The sequence below is a fragment of the Actinomyces sp. Z5 genome, assembly GCF_003287795.1.
Classification (GTDB): domain Bacteria; phylum Actinomycetota; class Actinomycetes; order Actinomycetales; family Actinomycetaceae; genus Actinomyces; species Actinomyces glycerinitolerans.
Genome location: NZ_QMIN01000012.1, coordinates 15031 through 28455, shown reverse-complemented (window position 1 = coordinate 28455; position 13425 = coordinate 15031). Strand labels below are relative to the sequence as shown.

At 70.6% G+C, this 13425-nt stretch carries 12 protein-coding genes; 3 read left to right on the top strand and 9 right to left on the bottom strand.

What is annotated here, in order from left to right; all coding sequences use genetic code 11:
* Positions 1-85: 85 nt before the first annotated feature.
* The 7 genes from DRB06_RS01195 to DRB06_RS01165 all read right to left on the bottom strand — a co-directional run bounded on the left by DRB06_RS01195 (position 86) and on the right by DRB06_RS01165 (position 6966).
* Positions 86-322 (bottom strand): hypothetical protein, encoded by a 237-nt coding sequence (locus DRB06_RS01195; RefSeq protein WP_111818926.1) that lies wholly within the window; start codon positions 320-322, stop codon positions 86-88.
* A gap of 333 nt (positions 323-655) precedes the next feature.
* Positions 656-961 (bottom strand): WXG100 family type VII secretion target, encoded by a 306-nt coding sequence (locus DRB06_RS01190; RefSeq protein ID WP_073328011.1) that lies wholly within the window; start codon positions 959-961, stop codon positions 656-658.
* A gap of 317 nt (positions 962-1278) precedes the next feature.
* Positions 1279-2493 carry a hypothetical protein gene (locus DRB06_RS01185; protein ID WP_309300318.1) on the bottom strand — a complete coding sequence of 405 codons (1215 nt, stop codon included), beginning with the start codon at positions 2491-2493 and terminating at the stop codon, positions 1279-1281.
* Between the two features lie 160 nt (positions 2494-2653).
* On the bottom strand, positions 2654-4318 hold the full coding sequence (locus tag DRB06_RS01180; protein ID WP_111818928.1) for a cell wall metabolism sensor histidine kinase WalK: 1665 nt from the start codon (positions 4316-4318) through the stop codon (positions 2654-2656).
* 17 nt (positions 4319-4335) lie between these two features.
* Positions 4336-5082 carry a response regulator transcription factor gene (locus DRB06_RS01175; protein ID WP_073328014.1) on the bottom strand — a complete coding sequence of 249 codons (747 nt, stop codon included), beginning with the start codon at positions 5080-5082 and terminating at the stop codon, positions 4336-4338.
* A 182-nt stretch (positions 5083-5264) separates the two neighbouring features.
* Positions 5265-5867: an NYN domain-containing protein gene (locus tag DRB06_RS01170; protein WP_073328015.1), complete on the bottom strand. Its 603-nt coding sequence runs from the start codon at positions 5865-5867 to the stop codon at positions 5265-5267.
* 232 nt (positions 5868-6099) lie between these two features.
* The gene (locus tag DRB06_RS01165) at positions 6100-6966 is read right to left on the bottom strand and encodes a DUF559 domain-containing protein (protein ID WP_073328017.1); all 867 of its coding nucleotides are present in this window, start codon (positions 6964-6966) and stop codon (positions 6100-6102) included.
* 306 nt (positions 6967-7272) lie between these two features.
* Between DRB06_RS01165 and DRB06_RS01160 the strand changes: the two genes are divergently transcribed.
* Entirely contained in the window at positions 7273-9156 is a 1884-nt protein-coding gene (locus tag DRB06_RS01160; protein WP_258522100.1) for an ABC transporter ATP-binding protein/permease, read from the top strand.
* Positions 9153-10964, top strand: a complete 1812-nt coding sequence (locus tag DRB06_RS01155) for an ABC transporter ATP-binding protein (RefSeq protein ID WP_111818924.1) — start codon at positions 9153-9155, stop codon at positions 10962-10964. The genes DRB06_RS01160 and DRB06_RS01155 overlap by 4 nt, the downstream gene beginning before the upstream one ends.
* 12 nt (positions 10965-10976) lie before the next feature.
* On the opposite strand, the gene DRB06_RS01150 is transcribed toward DRB06_RS01155, so the two are convergent.
* Positions 10977-11894: a cation diffusion facilitator family transporter gene (locus DRB06_RS01150; RefSeq protein WP_111818923.1), complete on the bottom strand. Its 918-nt coding sequence runs from the start codon at positions 11892-11894 to the stop codon at positions 10977-10979.
* An 82-nt stretch (positions 11895-11976) separates the two neighbouring features.
* Positions 11977-12291: a protoporphyrinogen oxidase gene (locus DRB06_RS01145; RefSeq protein WP_108969047.1), complete on the bottom strand. Its 315-nt coding sequence runs from the start codon at positions 12289-12291 to the stop codon at positions 11977-11979.
* A 165-nt stretch (positions 12292-12456) separates the two neighbouring features.
* Between DRB06_RS01145 and DRB06_RS01140 the strand changes: the two genes are divergently transcribed.
* Entirely contained in the window at positions 12457-13323 is an 867-nt protein-coding gene (locus tag DRB06_RS01140; protein WP_234415952.1) for a VIT family protein, read from the top strand.
* Positions 13324-13425: the final 102 nt, after the last annotated feature.

Here is a 13425-nt window from a genome sequence, read left to right as displayed (position 1 = left end):
GCCGTCTCCTGCGAGTGCAGGAGGCGGCCCGCCGTCGTGTGTCAGCTATCCATGCGTGTGGGAGGCCAGTCTGACCGTGTTACGGTCACGTGTTGGTCGAGCGGTTGCCTTGCAGCTGCCAGAAGTGAATGCCCAGGAACACAATGAGGGCGCTGAGCATACCGAGCCCATCGAAGTCGAACACCTGTAGGTGTCGCAGGGCGATGGTGGCGACGGCGATCAGGCCGAACAGAACGAAGCCGTCCCAGTGTCGCTCTCCCGAACGCCATCCCGCTACGGCGGGCAGCGCCAGGGCGAACAGGATCCAAAGCAGAATGCTCATTGATGATTCCTAAGAAACGTTGTCCGTGGTGGCACCTTGGACCAGGTCCTCTGGGGTGGGGGTGCTTCGGCGGCGATCGCAGGTGATGCGGCTGCGAGTGCCGGGAGGCAGGCGGTCAGGCCGCCGAGCATGCGTCTGTGCATGATGGCGCTCCTTCGAAATCAGGTGTGACCAATATCTCTGTGATCGCGGGAGGAGTCAAGAGAAAAGAGGTGCGTTGAATGAGCTGCGTTTTAGAGATACATGTGTTCACCCTGGGTGCAGGCCGACGCGACGACGGCGGGCCGTCTCCTGCGAGTGCAGGAGGCGGCCCGCCGTCATCGGGCGCGCTGCTCAGGCGGGCGGGGCCTGGTAGCTGAAGCGACCGGAGTTGGCGGTCTCGGCGTCGTCGTAGGAGACGGCCGACTGGTCCAGGGCCTGACTGATCGCGTCCAGGCTCGCCTGCACCTGCAGTGCGGTGACGTGCCAGTCGGCGGCGCAGGCGGCCATGGAGTCGGAGGCGCCACCCGTCCAGGAGGACTGGAGCAGCGAGATGTCGCCCTGCATTCCGTCCACCTCGGTCTGGATGGTGGAGATGCGAGTGCGGGCGCGCACGGCGGTGTCGGTGACGGCTTGGGTGTCGACGGCGAAGACGGGCATGGCGGGAGCCTTTCGGTGAGACGGTCCGGAGCCCCTGTGGCCCGGACATGTGGGCGGCGCCGCAGCCGCGGCGCTTGAAATCACCGTAGGGATTGAGTTGAGGCGCCCGCATCCACCGCCGTCGATCTCTGTGGATTCACCCTGCACGAACCGCGCCTGTGGACTTTGGTGACCTCGCCGACGCGAACGTCCGGCAACGGCATAAACGTCCTGCGGGTGCGGGCCGGCCCGGCGCGAAACGTTGAAACGACGCCGCTCGTGATTCGTTGTCAGCGGGCGTGGAGGGCGTTCGTGCCGATCCTGGACAGTTTGCCGCCTCAGTCGGCGGAGGAACCGAGGATCGGCTCGGTGATGGCGGCGAACTCGCCCGTGCGCGCCTCCCGCAGCGCCTTGGCCTCTTCGCACTTGGCGCGCAGCTTCTCGGCCAGCTTGGCGCGCTCCGCCTCCGCCGCGCTGGCACGGTCGGTCGGGCCCTCCTCGCCCGGACGCGGCTTGGACAACAGCTGGTCGAGCTCATCCGCGCACGACTCCAGGGATGTCGTGTGCAACTCATCCGGGTCCCGGGGCGCACGTCGATGCGCGCGGGCCGCCTCCGGCGGTGTGGACGCGGAGGCGGCCGTGGCGCGCGCGGGCGCGACGGGCCGGACTTCCGAGGGAACGACGTCGGCGTCGGCGGCCGCCTCCAAACCACCCAGTTGCACGGACCGGTCCTGCGTATCTGAGCTGCTTGCCTCCGGCTGGAGTGGCGTCGCTGCAACCGCATCGGGCTGCTCATGCGCGTTGGCCCCGGATCCTGCGGTCGACGCGGTGGGGCGGGGCTGCTGCGCGGACGGCGGCAGCTGCGTCAGCTTGTTCTCCAGGTGACGCTTCTCCGCCTCCAGGTTCTCCCGTGCGGGCAGCTCCCAACGGGCGCCCAGCGGGGAGGAGAACAGCGTCTCGCGGTCCAGCAGCCGGGTGATGATCGCCAGGCGTGCGCGCAGGAAGTCCTCCAGGGGGATGTGGGCGTACTCCTCGCGCACCGCTGCCCGGTAGCTCTTGTACTGCTGGGGCTCTACGGCCAACGCCCCCAGGTCCGCGTCGGAGAGGGCTTGGGCGTCAATGTCGTTCTTGGCGAGGTTGTGGCGCTTGAGGTTCAGGATGAGCGCACACACGCGGTCCACGGTCTGGTCGGGCACGCCGAGCGCCTGCAGGCTCTTGGCGGCGTAGGCGGCGGAGGCCACCTCATCCTCGCCGCCATTGCGCCGATAGGTCGACTCCTGTGCGGTACAGAACACGCACCCGTGGTACCAGGCGGCCAGCCGCATGACGTCGGGGTTGTGGGACTCGTCGGCCAACTCGTCGACGCGCGCCAGCATGTTGATGACGTGCTTGAGGTTATGGAAGTGCCGGTCGGGGCTCGTCCACAGGGAGACGAGCTCTTCCCCGGTGGTGCGGATCTGCTCGACCGGCGCGGTAGCGCCGACCGCCTTCGCACTGCGTACGAACGCGGGGAGCAACCACTGGGGCGAGTCGATCACGTCCATTTGGCTCATGAGAAAGCCTCCAAGATGAGATGAAACGCAGCCATGGTAGGACTACCGGCGGCGAACTTGAAGCCCACGGGGTGTTCTACCCGCCACCTTTTGCGCGCGTACCCCGTTCGTCGTCGCGCCGACCGATCTCGGCACGTAAGTACTACCGATCTCGGCGGGGTTACTGCGGGGTGTTGGGGGTGCTCTCCTCTGGCGCGGTAACCAGGGCGGGCAGCTCGATATGGACGGTGGCGCCGCCGCCGGGCGTCTGGTCCATGCGCACCGTGCCGCCGTGGCGGGCGATGATGGCCGAGACGATCGACAGCCCCAGCCCGGAGCCGCCGGTCTCCCGGTTGCGGGAGGTGTCGGCCCGGTAGAAGCGCTGGAAGACCTTCTCCGCGTCCGCCTCCGCCACGCCCGGCCCGTGGTCGCGCACCTCGACGACGACGGTCGGCCCCTGCGGCGCCCGCGTGCCATCGGCGGGCTGCCGCCTCGCGGTGGGGCGGTCGGCGGGCCGGCCCACCCCGGGGGCGGGCGGCCGGTTCACCGTGCCGACGGCGATCTCGACCGGGGAGCCGTCGGGGGTGTGGCGGGTGACGTTGCCCAGAAGATTGGTCAGCACCTGGGACAGGCGGTCCCGGTCGCCCAGGACCATCGTTGGGGGCGCCTCGCCGTCGGCATCGTCAAGCGGGAGGAGCGCGCAGTCGCGGTCGGGGGCCAGCACCAACATGTCCGTCAGCGCCCCCGCCGCAATCCGGGTTATGTCTACCGGCTCCATCGCCATCTCCCGGCCCTCGTCCATGCGGGCCAGCTGCAGCAGGTCGTCCACCAGCCGTCCCATGCGGGAGGCCTCGGACTCGATCCGCCCCATGACCTCGCCGGTGCGCTCGGGCGGCACGCCACCCATGCGGTACAGCTCCCCGTAGCCGCGAATCGCCGCCAGGGGCGTGCGCAGTTCGTGGGAGGCGTCGGAGACGAAGCGGGTCATGCGCTCCTGGGCCACGACCTGCACGTCGAAGGCCTGCTCATTCTGCTGCAACATCGTGTTCAGGGCGCGTTGCAGGGAGCCGACCTCCGTCGTCGGCGGCTCGGTGACGGGGACGCGGGCGGACAGGTCCCCGCCGGCGATCTGCCCGGCCACACCCTCGATCTGGCGCAGGGTGCGGAAGGAGCGCCGCACCAGGTACGCGGCGGCCATGGCGCCGAGCAGAATCACGGACACGTCGGTGAGTGCAACCACCAGGCGTGTCTGCTCGACCGTCTCCATCACATCGCTGAGCGGCAGGGCGATGGCGACCACGCCGATGTGCTCTCCGGTGTTGCGATCGTCGATCGGCAGGACGATGACCCGCCACTGGTGGTGCAGTTGGTCGGAGTCGACCGTGAACAGCTTTGGATCGGAGGCCTGTGCGACGGCCTGATCCAGCGACAGGGTGCCGATGATAGGCATGCCGTACTTGGCGGCGGTGTCGGAGGAGATCATCTGACCGTTCTCGCCGTCGAGATACTGGGCCTCCAGGTAGTAGGTGGAGGGCATGGAGGAGTTGCTGCTTGAGCTACTGGAACGGCTGGTGCTGAGGGCGGTCAGCCCCTGGGTGCCGATGGCCTGGGCGGTGGCTCTCAACTGATCGTCCACCTGGCCGTTCAAGTGGCCTTGTAGTAACTGGGTTACCAACAGTGACAAGGTCATCAGTCCAACGGTCAGCAGGCCGGTGGTGATCAGGGCCAGGCGGCTGCGCAGCGGTTGAGCGCGCCACGCCCGCTTGAAGTCGGTCAGCAGGTGCCAGCGCCCGCGGCGGACCGGCCGGTACTGGCGACCTGTGGGTGGGCGGCGCACCGTGTCCATCACGGTGGCGCGCACGCTCAACCCGCCTTGGGTTCGCGCAGCATGTAGCCGACGCCGCGGCGCGTCTGGATCAGCGGGGCGACCGGCTTGCCGTCGGCGCCGGAGATCTGGTCCACCTTGCGGCGCAGGTAGGAGATGTAGGACTCCACGATGGCGGCGTCACCGTTCCAGTCGTACTCCCACACGTGGTCCAGGATCTGAGACTTGGACACTACGCGGCCGGCGTTGAGCATCAGGTAGCGCAGCAGCTTGAACTCGGTGGGGGACAGGTCCACCTCGACGCCGGCGCGGTGCACCTCGTGGGCGTCCTCGTCCAGGGTCAGGTCGGCTACACGCACCATGCCGTCGTCCTCACCCTCCAGGGCGCGGGTGCGGCGCAGGATCGCGCGAATACGGGCCACGACCTCTTCCAGGCCGAAGGGCTTGGTGACGTAGTCGTCGCCGCCGACGGTCAGGCCCTGCACCTTGTCCGCCATGTCGTCGCGGGCGGTCAGGAACAGGATCGGGATGGTTACGTCGCGCTCGCGCAGGCGCCGGGCGACAGTGAACCCATCCATGTCGGGCAGCATGACGTCCAGCACGATCAGGTCGGGGTCGGCCTCTTCGGCGCCGCGCAGGGCGCCGTTGCCGTCCGCCGCCGTAAGCACCTCGAAGCCGGCGAAGCGCAGCGATGAGGCGAGCAGGTCGCGGATGTTCGGCTCGTCGTCCACCACGAGGAGGCGGGCCTCGTGAGACGTCTGCTGAGAATCGTGGGTGCGGTCCATGCCGCCACTGTGCACGGTGACTCTGGGAGTCTCCTGGACGCGTGGTGGGAGTGTGGAATGTGTTTCCATGGTGCTTCCCCGACCGGCCGTCTTCGCCGCGGTCGGGCGAAGTTGCGTGCCGAGGTCGGTTGTTGTGGCGGCGGGACCGCTCCTCGAGAGGTGCGGCTCCGCCGCCCACAGCGTCAGATGAACTTGAGCGGGTCGAACTCGGTCAGCGGGATGATGCGGACGCGCGGCAGCGCAATGGTGAAGGCGTCGACGTCCGTTTCCAGGTCGTAGACGGTCAGGCCGCGCGACTCCAGCGACGCGAGCTGAGTGTTGAGGAACTCCCGGAAGCACAGCACGTCGACCTGGGCGCCGGCGTCGAGCAGACGCTCCACCTGGGGGACGTAGTCGCCGTCGTGCGAGCCCAGCAGCACATGTACGGACTCGCCGGACTCGACGCGCTCGGCCAGCGCCTCCAAGGTGCGCTGAATACCGATGTCGACGACCTTCTCCTCCTGGGAGCCGGAGCCCGCCAGCGGGATCGGCCGGTAGTCCATCGCCAGCAGCGCCTGAACGAAGCCCATGGGCATGTGTCCGGAGGTGGCGTTGAGGAAGAACAGGGCGCGGGTCTCGTCTTCGCCGACGTCGCCGTCGGAGTCGTCGGCAAGATCGTCGCAGAACGACAGAACGCGGTCCCAGCGCGGGCGCTCATCGGGCTCGGGGCGACGCCCCAGCACGCTCATGCCGAGAGTGGCGTCGATGTTCTCCCCATCGACGAGGAGATACGTGGGTGTGGTCATGGCGTCATGCTAACCGTCCGCGCCCGTGCACTCGCCGGACGGGTCGCGTGGCAGGTCGCAGACGGGCAGCGGTCATGCGCCGAGGATGTCCTCCACGCGGCTGATTGTCACCAGCGGGGACAAACGCCGGATCCGGTCCCGCGCTCCGCCCTGGCGCCCGCGTGATTTCAACGTTTTGCGAGGTGTGCTCCAGCGCCTAGGGGGCGTTTGTCCCGGATTCGGACAATGTGCTTCAGGAACTGCCGGCAAGACGGCTTCGAGCCGCCAGGAGTTCTTGGATTTCCGTTCCTACTCGGCCGGCTTGGACGTCTTGGCGGGTGAAACGGGCGACCCGGTAGCCCTGTCGGGTCAGTTCGCGATCGCGTCGGCGATCCAGGCCGAATTGGAACTCGTCTTCGTGGTAGCTGTAGCCGTCGAGCTCGAGGACCAGCCAGCCGTCGACAAGCAGGTCTACTTCTCCAACGCGATGGATGTCTACCCCGTCTTCGAAGGAAATGCCGGCTTGGTGTAGCTGCAACCGTGCGAGCGTTTCTAGTGGCGAGCGTGCACGCGAGCTGGCCAGGCCGAGGCGTTGCCGAGCCTGTCGGGAGCCGGGGCCCCGCAGCAGCTCTGCGATGGCTTCTACCGACGTGTGGCCCTGATGGAGGGCGGCGTCGCAGGCCATCAGCGGCCCCTCCGGGGTGGGATCGCAGCGCAGGTAGCGCGCGAGCATTTCCGGAATTGACGCCACCGGGTAATCGGTAGGCAAGGGCGGCTCCAAAGACCGCTCTACATGCAGAATCTCATTGCCTATCGGGGCCGCTGACCCGCCATGAGGTACTGCCAGGTGGACCGTCATATATCGCCGCGGATGCGGGTAACCGTAGTACTGCGCCGCGTGCTGACAGGTGATGACTCCACGGTGTATTCGAGCAAGGACCAGGCTGCGGTCGGCACCCGGCACGCTCACGACTCCGTGCGGATGGGCAATGAGCGTGCCGGCAGCGATGAGCCGCTCGACCTGGCGGTACTCGGTACGGTCCAGGCCGAGGTCACGTAGGCGCACCGCGCCGTAGCAGCCGCGTACCCGTGCCAGGATGTCGTCTTCGCGCCGTTTCATGCCTCGATGCTCTCCACATGCGGGTGAGCAATCCAGCGACGTTGTTGAGCGCTGTGGATTCACCCTGCATGAACGCCACCTGTGGACCGCGGCGCTGCAGGCTGAGGCTGATTGTCACCAGCGGGGACAAACGCCGGATCCGGTCCCGCGCTCCGCCCTGGCGCCCGCGTGATTTCAACGTTTTGCGAGGTGTGCTCCAGCGCCTAGGGGGCGTTTGTCCCGGATTCGGACAATGCTCGCGGCCGAGGGCTTTGCAGACGGCGGACCGGGGTCATAGAGGGGCAGAGATTAGGTGATCATAAGTGCATGATGAAGACGCAGCCCGCCGACCGCCCCCGCGGTGCCGATGGTGCCGCCGACCCAGCGGCGGCCGCTGCCTCCAAGCCCAGGCTCGGCACCCGCGCTGGCACCCTCGCGAATGCGGCGGCCGCCGTGCTGACCGCAGTCGGCTCCCTGGCCGAGGCGTGGGCGCTGATTGCCGCGGCCCGCGCCGTCGCCTCCGTGGCGAGTGCGGCCCCCGCACTGGCCACACTCGCCGGCGCAACCGCCACGCCCGGTGCCGCGGCCCACCACCTCATCGTCGCCGCCACGGCCGCCCTCGTCTCCGCCGTGTGCGCGGCAGCCGTCCACTATCTCGCCCAGGCCAGTGCCGCCACCCAGGAGGGGGCGCTGCACCGCCAGGTGCTCGCCCACCTGTTCGATCTCGGCCCCGCGCACGCGTCGGCCCGCACCGGCGCCACCGTCACCCTGCTTACCGACGGGGCCGAGCGGGTGGCCGCCTACCGGCAAACCTTCCTCGTGCCCACGATCGCCGCCATCGCCTCCCCGCTGCTGGTGCTGGCGCTGCTCGGGGCAACGGTCGACCCGCTCAGCGCACTAGTGCTGGCGACCGCCTTCGTGGTGGTACCCGCGTTCATCGTCTTCCTGCATCGGCGACTGCGCCGCTCCTCGGCCGACTCGCGCGCGCAGCGGATGCGGCTGAGCGCCGAATACCTCGACTCCATCCAGGGCCTGACCACACTGGTGCTCGCCCGCGCCGCCAACCGCCGCGCCGCCGACCTGGAGGCCTTCGGCGAGGCCAACCGCCGCGCGGTGATGCGGTTGCTGGCCGGCAACCAGCTGGTCATCCTGGTCACCGACGGCCTGTTCTCCCTGTTCCTGGTAACCGCCTCCACCGCACTCGCCCTGACCCGCCTGGGTTCCGGGGCGATCGGGCTCGACGGCGCCCTCGCGCTGGTGCTGGTCTCCTGCATCCTGTTGCAGCCACTGGACCGGGTCGGCAGCTTCTTCTACGTGGGGATGGGCGGCATGGCCAACCAGCGGGCCCTGCGCCGCGTCCTTGCCCGCCGCCGCCCCGACGGCGCAGCGCCACAGCCGGACCCCGACGGGCCCGCAGCCCCGGGCGCGGCTGCGCACACCGCCGCGCCCATGGTCTCGCTGCGCGGCGTCACCGCCGTCCGGGAGCCACGCCCCGCCGACGCCGGCGGGCACCCCGGGGGCCACCCCGGCGCCTCAGCAACCCGTGGGCATCCGGGAGGACACCCCGGACCCGCCGCCCACCCGCGGCCCAAGCCGCCCGCCCCGGTCATCGTGCTGGCCGACGTAAACCTGGAGGTTGCCCCCGGCGAGCATGTGGCCGTCGTCGGCCCCTCCGGCGCCGGCAAGTCCACCCTCATGGCCCTCATCCGCGGGGACCTGCTGCCCGCCGCCGGGACCGTGCACGTGGACGGCATCGCCTCCACCGCCGCCACCCAGGACGACATCCGGGCCACCAGCGCCGTGGTCGACCAGACCACCTGGCTGTTCACCGGCACCATCGCCGACAATCTCCGCCTGGCCGGCCCCGGCGCCACCGAGGCGCGCATGTGGCAGGCGCTGCAGGCCGCCAACCTGGCCGACGAGGTCCGCGCCCTGCCCGACGGCCTGAACACGGACGTCGGCGAGCGCGGCTCCCGGCTCTCCGGCGGCCAGGCCCAGCGCCTGTCCCTGGCGCGCGCCTTCCTCGCCGACCGGCCCCTGCTGCTGCTCGACGAGCCGACCAGCCAGGTCGACCTGGCCAGCGAGGCCGCGATTATCGACGCCATCGAGCGCCTGTCGGTCGGCCGCACCGTCATCACCGTCTCCCACCGCGCCGGGGCAACCACCGCCGCCGACCGGGTGGTCACCGTTGCGGAGGGCACCCTGCGATGAGCACGCCAACCCCGCCCCGCCCCAACGCCACGGCCCCTGCCCCCGGCGACGCCGCCCGCCCCTCCCGCCGCGCGCTGGTCGGCTGGCTGCTCACGGTCACTCGGCCGGCCCTGCCGCCACTGCTGGCCTCCACCGTCTGCCGGGTGGCCGGCCAACTGCTCGGCGTGGCCATGTTCGCCCTGGCCGCCCACGCCGTGGTCGAGGCCGCCCAGGCCCTGGCCGCAGGCGGCCCCGCTCCCTCGGTTTGGCCGGTGCTGAGCGCCATGGTGGTCATGTCCCTGGCCAAGGCCGCATTGCGCTACGGCGAGCAGTTCCTCGGTCACACGGTCGCCTTCAGCTCCCTGGAGCTGCTGCGCGCCGAACTGTTCCGGGCCCTGGCCCGCCGCGCCCCGCGGGTGCTCACCACCGCCCACTCCGGCGACCTGCTGGCCCGCTCCACCAAGGACGTCGACCGCATCGAGGTGTTCTTCGCCCACACCTTCGCCCCCGCCGTCAGCGCCCTGCTGGTGCCGCTGACCGTGGTGGTCACCATCGGGATCGGCACCACCTGGCCGGTCGCCGGCGCAGCCGCCCTCACCCTGGTGGCGGCCATCGCGGTGGTTCCGGTCCTCGGGCAGCGCCTGGCTGCGGCCGGATCCCGACGCGCCGTCGCCGCCCGGGCGGCGCTGACCCAGCATGTCACCGACTCCGTGCAGGGGCTGGCGGAGGTGGTCGGTTACGGCCGCGCCGCCGAGCGCCTGGAGCGCACCCGCGCCCTCGACGACGCCGTGGTGGCCGCATCCCGCCCCGCGACGGCGGCCGGGGCCTTGCGCCGCGGTGGGGTACAGCTGTTGGTGCTGGCGGGACCCATCGCCGTCGTCGCGGCCGGTGCCGGGCCGGTCGCCGCCGGGGTCGTCTCACCCGCCGCGCTGGCGGCTGCGGCGGCGGCCGTGCTGCGCCTGGGGGAGACGGTGCGCGGCGCGGAGGAGCTGGCCGGCTCCCTGCCCACTGCGCTCGCGGCCGCCGAGCGCGTGCACCAGGTGGCCACCGCCCCGGTCGAACTGCCCGACGGTGCCGCTGTGCTGCCGCCCGGCCCCCTCGGCATCGCCTGGGAGGACGTCGACTACACCTACCCGGGGGCCTCGCGCCCGTCCCTGCGCGGGGTGAGCGTGCGCGCGGCGGCCGAACAGTGGACCTGCCTGGTGGGGGTATCCGGCTCGGGTAAGACGACGCTCGCGCGGCTGGCGCTGCGCTTCGACGACCCCGATCGCGGGCGGGTGCGCGTGGGCGGCGTCGACCTGCGCGAGGCGGCGGCCGACGGCCTGCGTGGCCGGGTGGCGCTGGTGAGCCAGGAGGCGCACCTGTTTCGCATGAGCGTGGCCGACAACGTGCGCCTGGCCCGTCCCGGGGCCACCCGCGAGCAGGTCGAGGCGGCCTGCCGGGTCGCTGCGCTGCATGAGGAGGTGGCGGCCATGCCCGCCGGCTACGACACCCTGCTCGGCGAGCGCGGCGCCTCCGTCTCCGGCGGGCAGCGCCAGCGGCTCGCCTTGGCGCGCGCCCTGCTGGCCGAGCCGGACGTGCTGGTGTTGGACGAGTTCACCAGTCACCTCGACCCCGCCGTCGACGCGCGCGTGCGTGATGGCGTGCACGACTGGGCGGCGCGGCGCGGGGCCACGGTCGTGGAGATCACCCACCGGCTGCACCGCATCGAGCAGGCCGATCACGTCGTCGTGCTCGACGGCGGCCGCGTGGTGCAGTCCGGCGCCCCGCGGGAGCTGCTGGCGGAGGCCGACGGTCCGCTGGCGCGGCTGCGCGCCCGTCAGGGCTGAGGGGTCGGGCCGTCAGACGTCCTCGACGTCGGCATAGGACAGCGGGTCCTCGATCGGCTCCAGGTGGGCGGAGACCCGCAGGCTGGGGTCGGCGGAGACCAACTCATCGATCAGCGCCTCGGTGTAGTCGTGGCCCTGCTTGACCGTCCAGGCGCCCGGAACCAGCACGTGCAGGTGGGCGAAGCGGCGGCTGCCCGCCTCGCGGACGCGCACCGCGTGGAAGTCCACCACTCCGGTGCGGCGCCGCTCGTCCAGGATGGCGTTGATCCGCTCCAGCGCCTCCCGGTCCGGGGCCACATCCATGAGTCCGGCCACCGAGTCGCGGATCAGCTGGAATCCGGTCCACATGATGTTCAGGCCCGCTCCCAGTGCGACGACGGCGTCGAGCACCGGCGAATGGAAGATGGCCACCAGGCCCACCCCCAGCAGTACGGCCGCGGAGGTGATCACGTCGGTCAGCAGGTGCTTGGCGTCGGCGACGAGTGTGGCCGAGTGCTCGGCGCGGCCCTTGCGCAGCAGCACCCAGGCAACCAGCGCATTGATGAGGGAGGCGCCGACCGAGATCACCAGGCCCAGGCTCAGCCGCTCCGGCATGACCGGGGCGATGATCCGCTCCACCGCGGAGAAGATGATGAAGGCGGCGGCCACGAAGATCATGGCGCCTTCGCACACGGAGGAGAAGTACTCCGCCTTGGAGTGGCCGAACTGGTGGTCGTCGTCGGCGGGGCGGATGGCGATCTTCAGCACGACCACCGCCACCAGGGCGGCTACCAGGTTCACCAGGGACTCGGCGGCGTCGGATAGCAGCCCGACCGAGCCGGTCAGCCAGGCGGCCGCCGCCTTGAGCGTGATGGTGGCCAGGGCCGCGCCGACGGAGAGCCAGGCGTAGCCGGACAGATCCTTAGGCGGGGCGTAGCGCGGAGATGACACTCCCCGAGTATGGCCGCAGCGGGCGCCCCCGCGGAAGTCGCGTCCGCGTCGCGCACGTGGTTGCGACGCCGAGTCGGCGCGGTCAGTCGGCCTGGTTGACGGGGCGGACCTCTGCGTCGTCGACGGTCACCGAGGGGGCCGGGGAGGGCTGCGCGGCGGGCGCGCCGAACAGGCGCTCCTTGACGGCGTCGGCAACCTTGTCGGTGACGGCCTCGCCCTGCTCGCGCACGAAGCTGGAGGCGCGGTTGGAGGCGGCGCTGAGCTTGTCCCGCACGAAGGGCTGATCGGCCAGCTTGGTGGCCGACGCCTTGATCCGCTCGTACTGGGCGCGGCCTGCGCGCGTCCCGAGGACGTAGCCGGCGCCGAGGCCGACGATGAAGGGGAGCTTGCTAGCCATGGATTCCTCCTGCACGGGTGCCGTCCGGTGCGGTCCCTGCACACAACCCTACCGGCTCCACCCTGGAGTTCGGCTGGGCGAAGGCCCCATGAAGGTCTGACGAGAACTCATTAGGTAAATCTACCTTTGCTATACAGGCGCATTGATCGACCTTATCTTCAGAGCATGGGTGTGCCGCAGCTCTCGTGTCCCTTCCGTTCGGAGCGTCTGTCCGCTTCGGCCGGGCCACGCGTGCCGTCGGCTGATAACCCCGCTCCTCCGGAGCCGGAGGCCTGCCCAACGGCGTTGTGGCTCACCGCGCGGCCGCGCCGCTACCAGCCCGCCACAGCCGCCTACGCGGACACCGGCGGGGCCTCCGCCCTGGCGTCGCGGCTCAACTGGTTGCGGGCCGGGGTGCTCGGCGCCAACGACGGCATTGTCAGCGTGGCCGGCCTGGTCATCGGTGTCGCCGCCGCCACCCCCACCGACACCGGCGCCATCATGGCCGCCGGGGTGGCCGGAGTGCTGGCCGGGGCCGTCTCCATGGCCGCCGGCGAGTACGTGTCCGTGTCCACCCAGTCGGATACCGAGCGCGCCTACGTGGCCCGTGAGCGCGCCGAGCTGGACGCCGACCCGGCCGCCGGCGTCGACTCGTTGGCCGCCCACTATCGCGCCAAGGGCCTGACGGATGAGACCGCGCGCCGGGTCGCCCGCGAGCTGACGGTGCACGACGCCGTCGGCGCCCACCTGGAGGCCGAGTTCGGGCTGCGCGAGGACGACTACACCAACCCCTGGCATGCCGCCATCTCCAGCGCGGTGGCGTTCACGGTCGGCTCCATGCTGCCGATGCTGGCCATTCTGCTGCTGCCCGTGAGCGTGAAGATCCCGCTGACCTTCGTGTCCGTGCTGGCCGGGCTGGCGCTGACCGGCGCGGTGTCGGCCAAACTCGGTGACGCCCCGGTGCGACCCGCGGTGTTGCGCAATGTATTCGGCGGTGCGCTGGCCATGACCGTCACTTGGGGCATCGGCCACCTCATCGGCGTCGCCGTCTAGCGCATCTGCGTCAAGTACACGCGTTTGCTTCAGATACACGAGTTTTAGAGGATTGCACGCGCCCCGCACCTGCAAAGCTCCAAAACTCGTGTGTCCGGCGGG

Bases quoted from the DNA above. Each gene is read 5' to 3' on its own strand.
- DRB06_RS01195 (WP_111818926.1), bottom strand. From the start codon at position 322: ATGAGCATTCTGCTTTGGATCCTGTTCGCCCTGGCGCTGCCCGCCGTA.
- DRB06_RS01190 (WP_073328011.1), bottom strand. From the start codon at position 961: ATGCCCGTCTTCGCCGTCGACACCCAAGCCGTCACCGACACCGCCGTG.
- DRB06_RS01185 (WP_309300318.1), bottom strand. From the start codon at position 2,493: ATGAGCCAAATGGACGTGATCGACTCGCCCCAGTGGTTGCTCCCCGCG.
- DRB06_RS01180 (WP_111818928.1), bottom strand. From the start codon at position 4,318: ATGGACACGGTGCGCCGCCCACCCACAGGTCGCCAGTACCGGCCGGTC.
- DRB06_RS01175 (WP_073328014.1), bottom strand. From the start codon at position 5,082: ATGGACCGCACCCACGATTCTCAGCAGACGTCTCACGAGGCCCGCCTC.
- DRB06_RS01170 (WP_073328015.1), bottom strand. From the start codon at position 5,867: ATGACCACACCCACGTATCTCCTCGTCGATGGGGAGAACATCGACGCC.
- DRB06_RS01165 (WP_073328017.1), bottom strand. From the start codon at position 6,966: ATGAAACGGCGCGAAGACGACATCCTGGCACGGGTACGCGGCTGCTAC.
- DRB06_RS01160 (WP_258522100.1), top strand. From the start codon at position 7,273: ATGATGAAGACGCAGCCCGCCGACCGCCCCCGCGGTGCCGATGGTGCC.
- DRB06_RS01155 (WP_111818924.1), top strand. From the start codon at position 9,153: ATGAGCACGCCAACCCCGCCCCGCCCCAACGCCACGGCCCCTGCCCCC.
- DRB06_RS01145 (WP_108969047.1), bottom strand. From the start codon at position 12,291: ATGGCTAGCAAGCTCCCCTTCATCGTCGGCCTCGGCGCCGGCTACGTC.
- DRB06_RS01140 (WP_234415952.1), top strand. From the start codon at position 12,457: ATGGGTGTGCCGCAGCTCTCGTGTCCCTTCCGTTCGGAGCGTCTGTCC.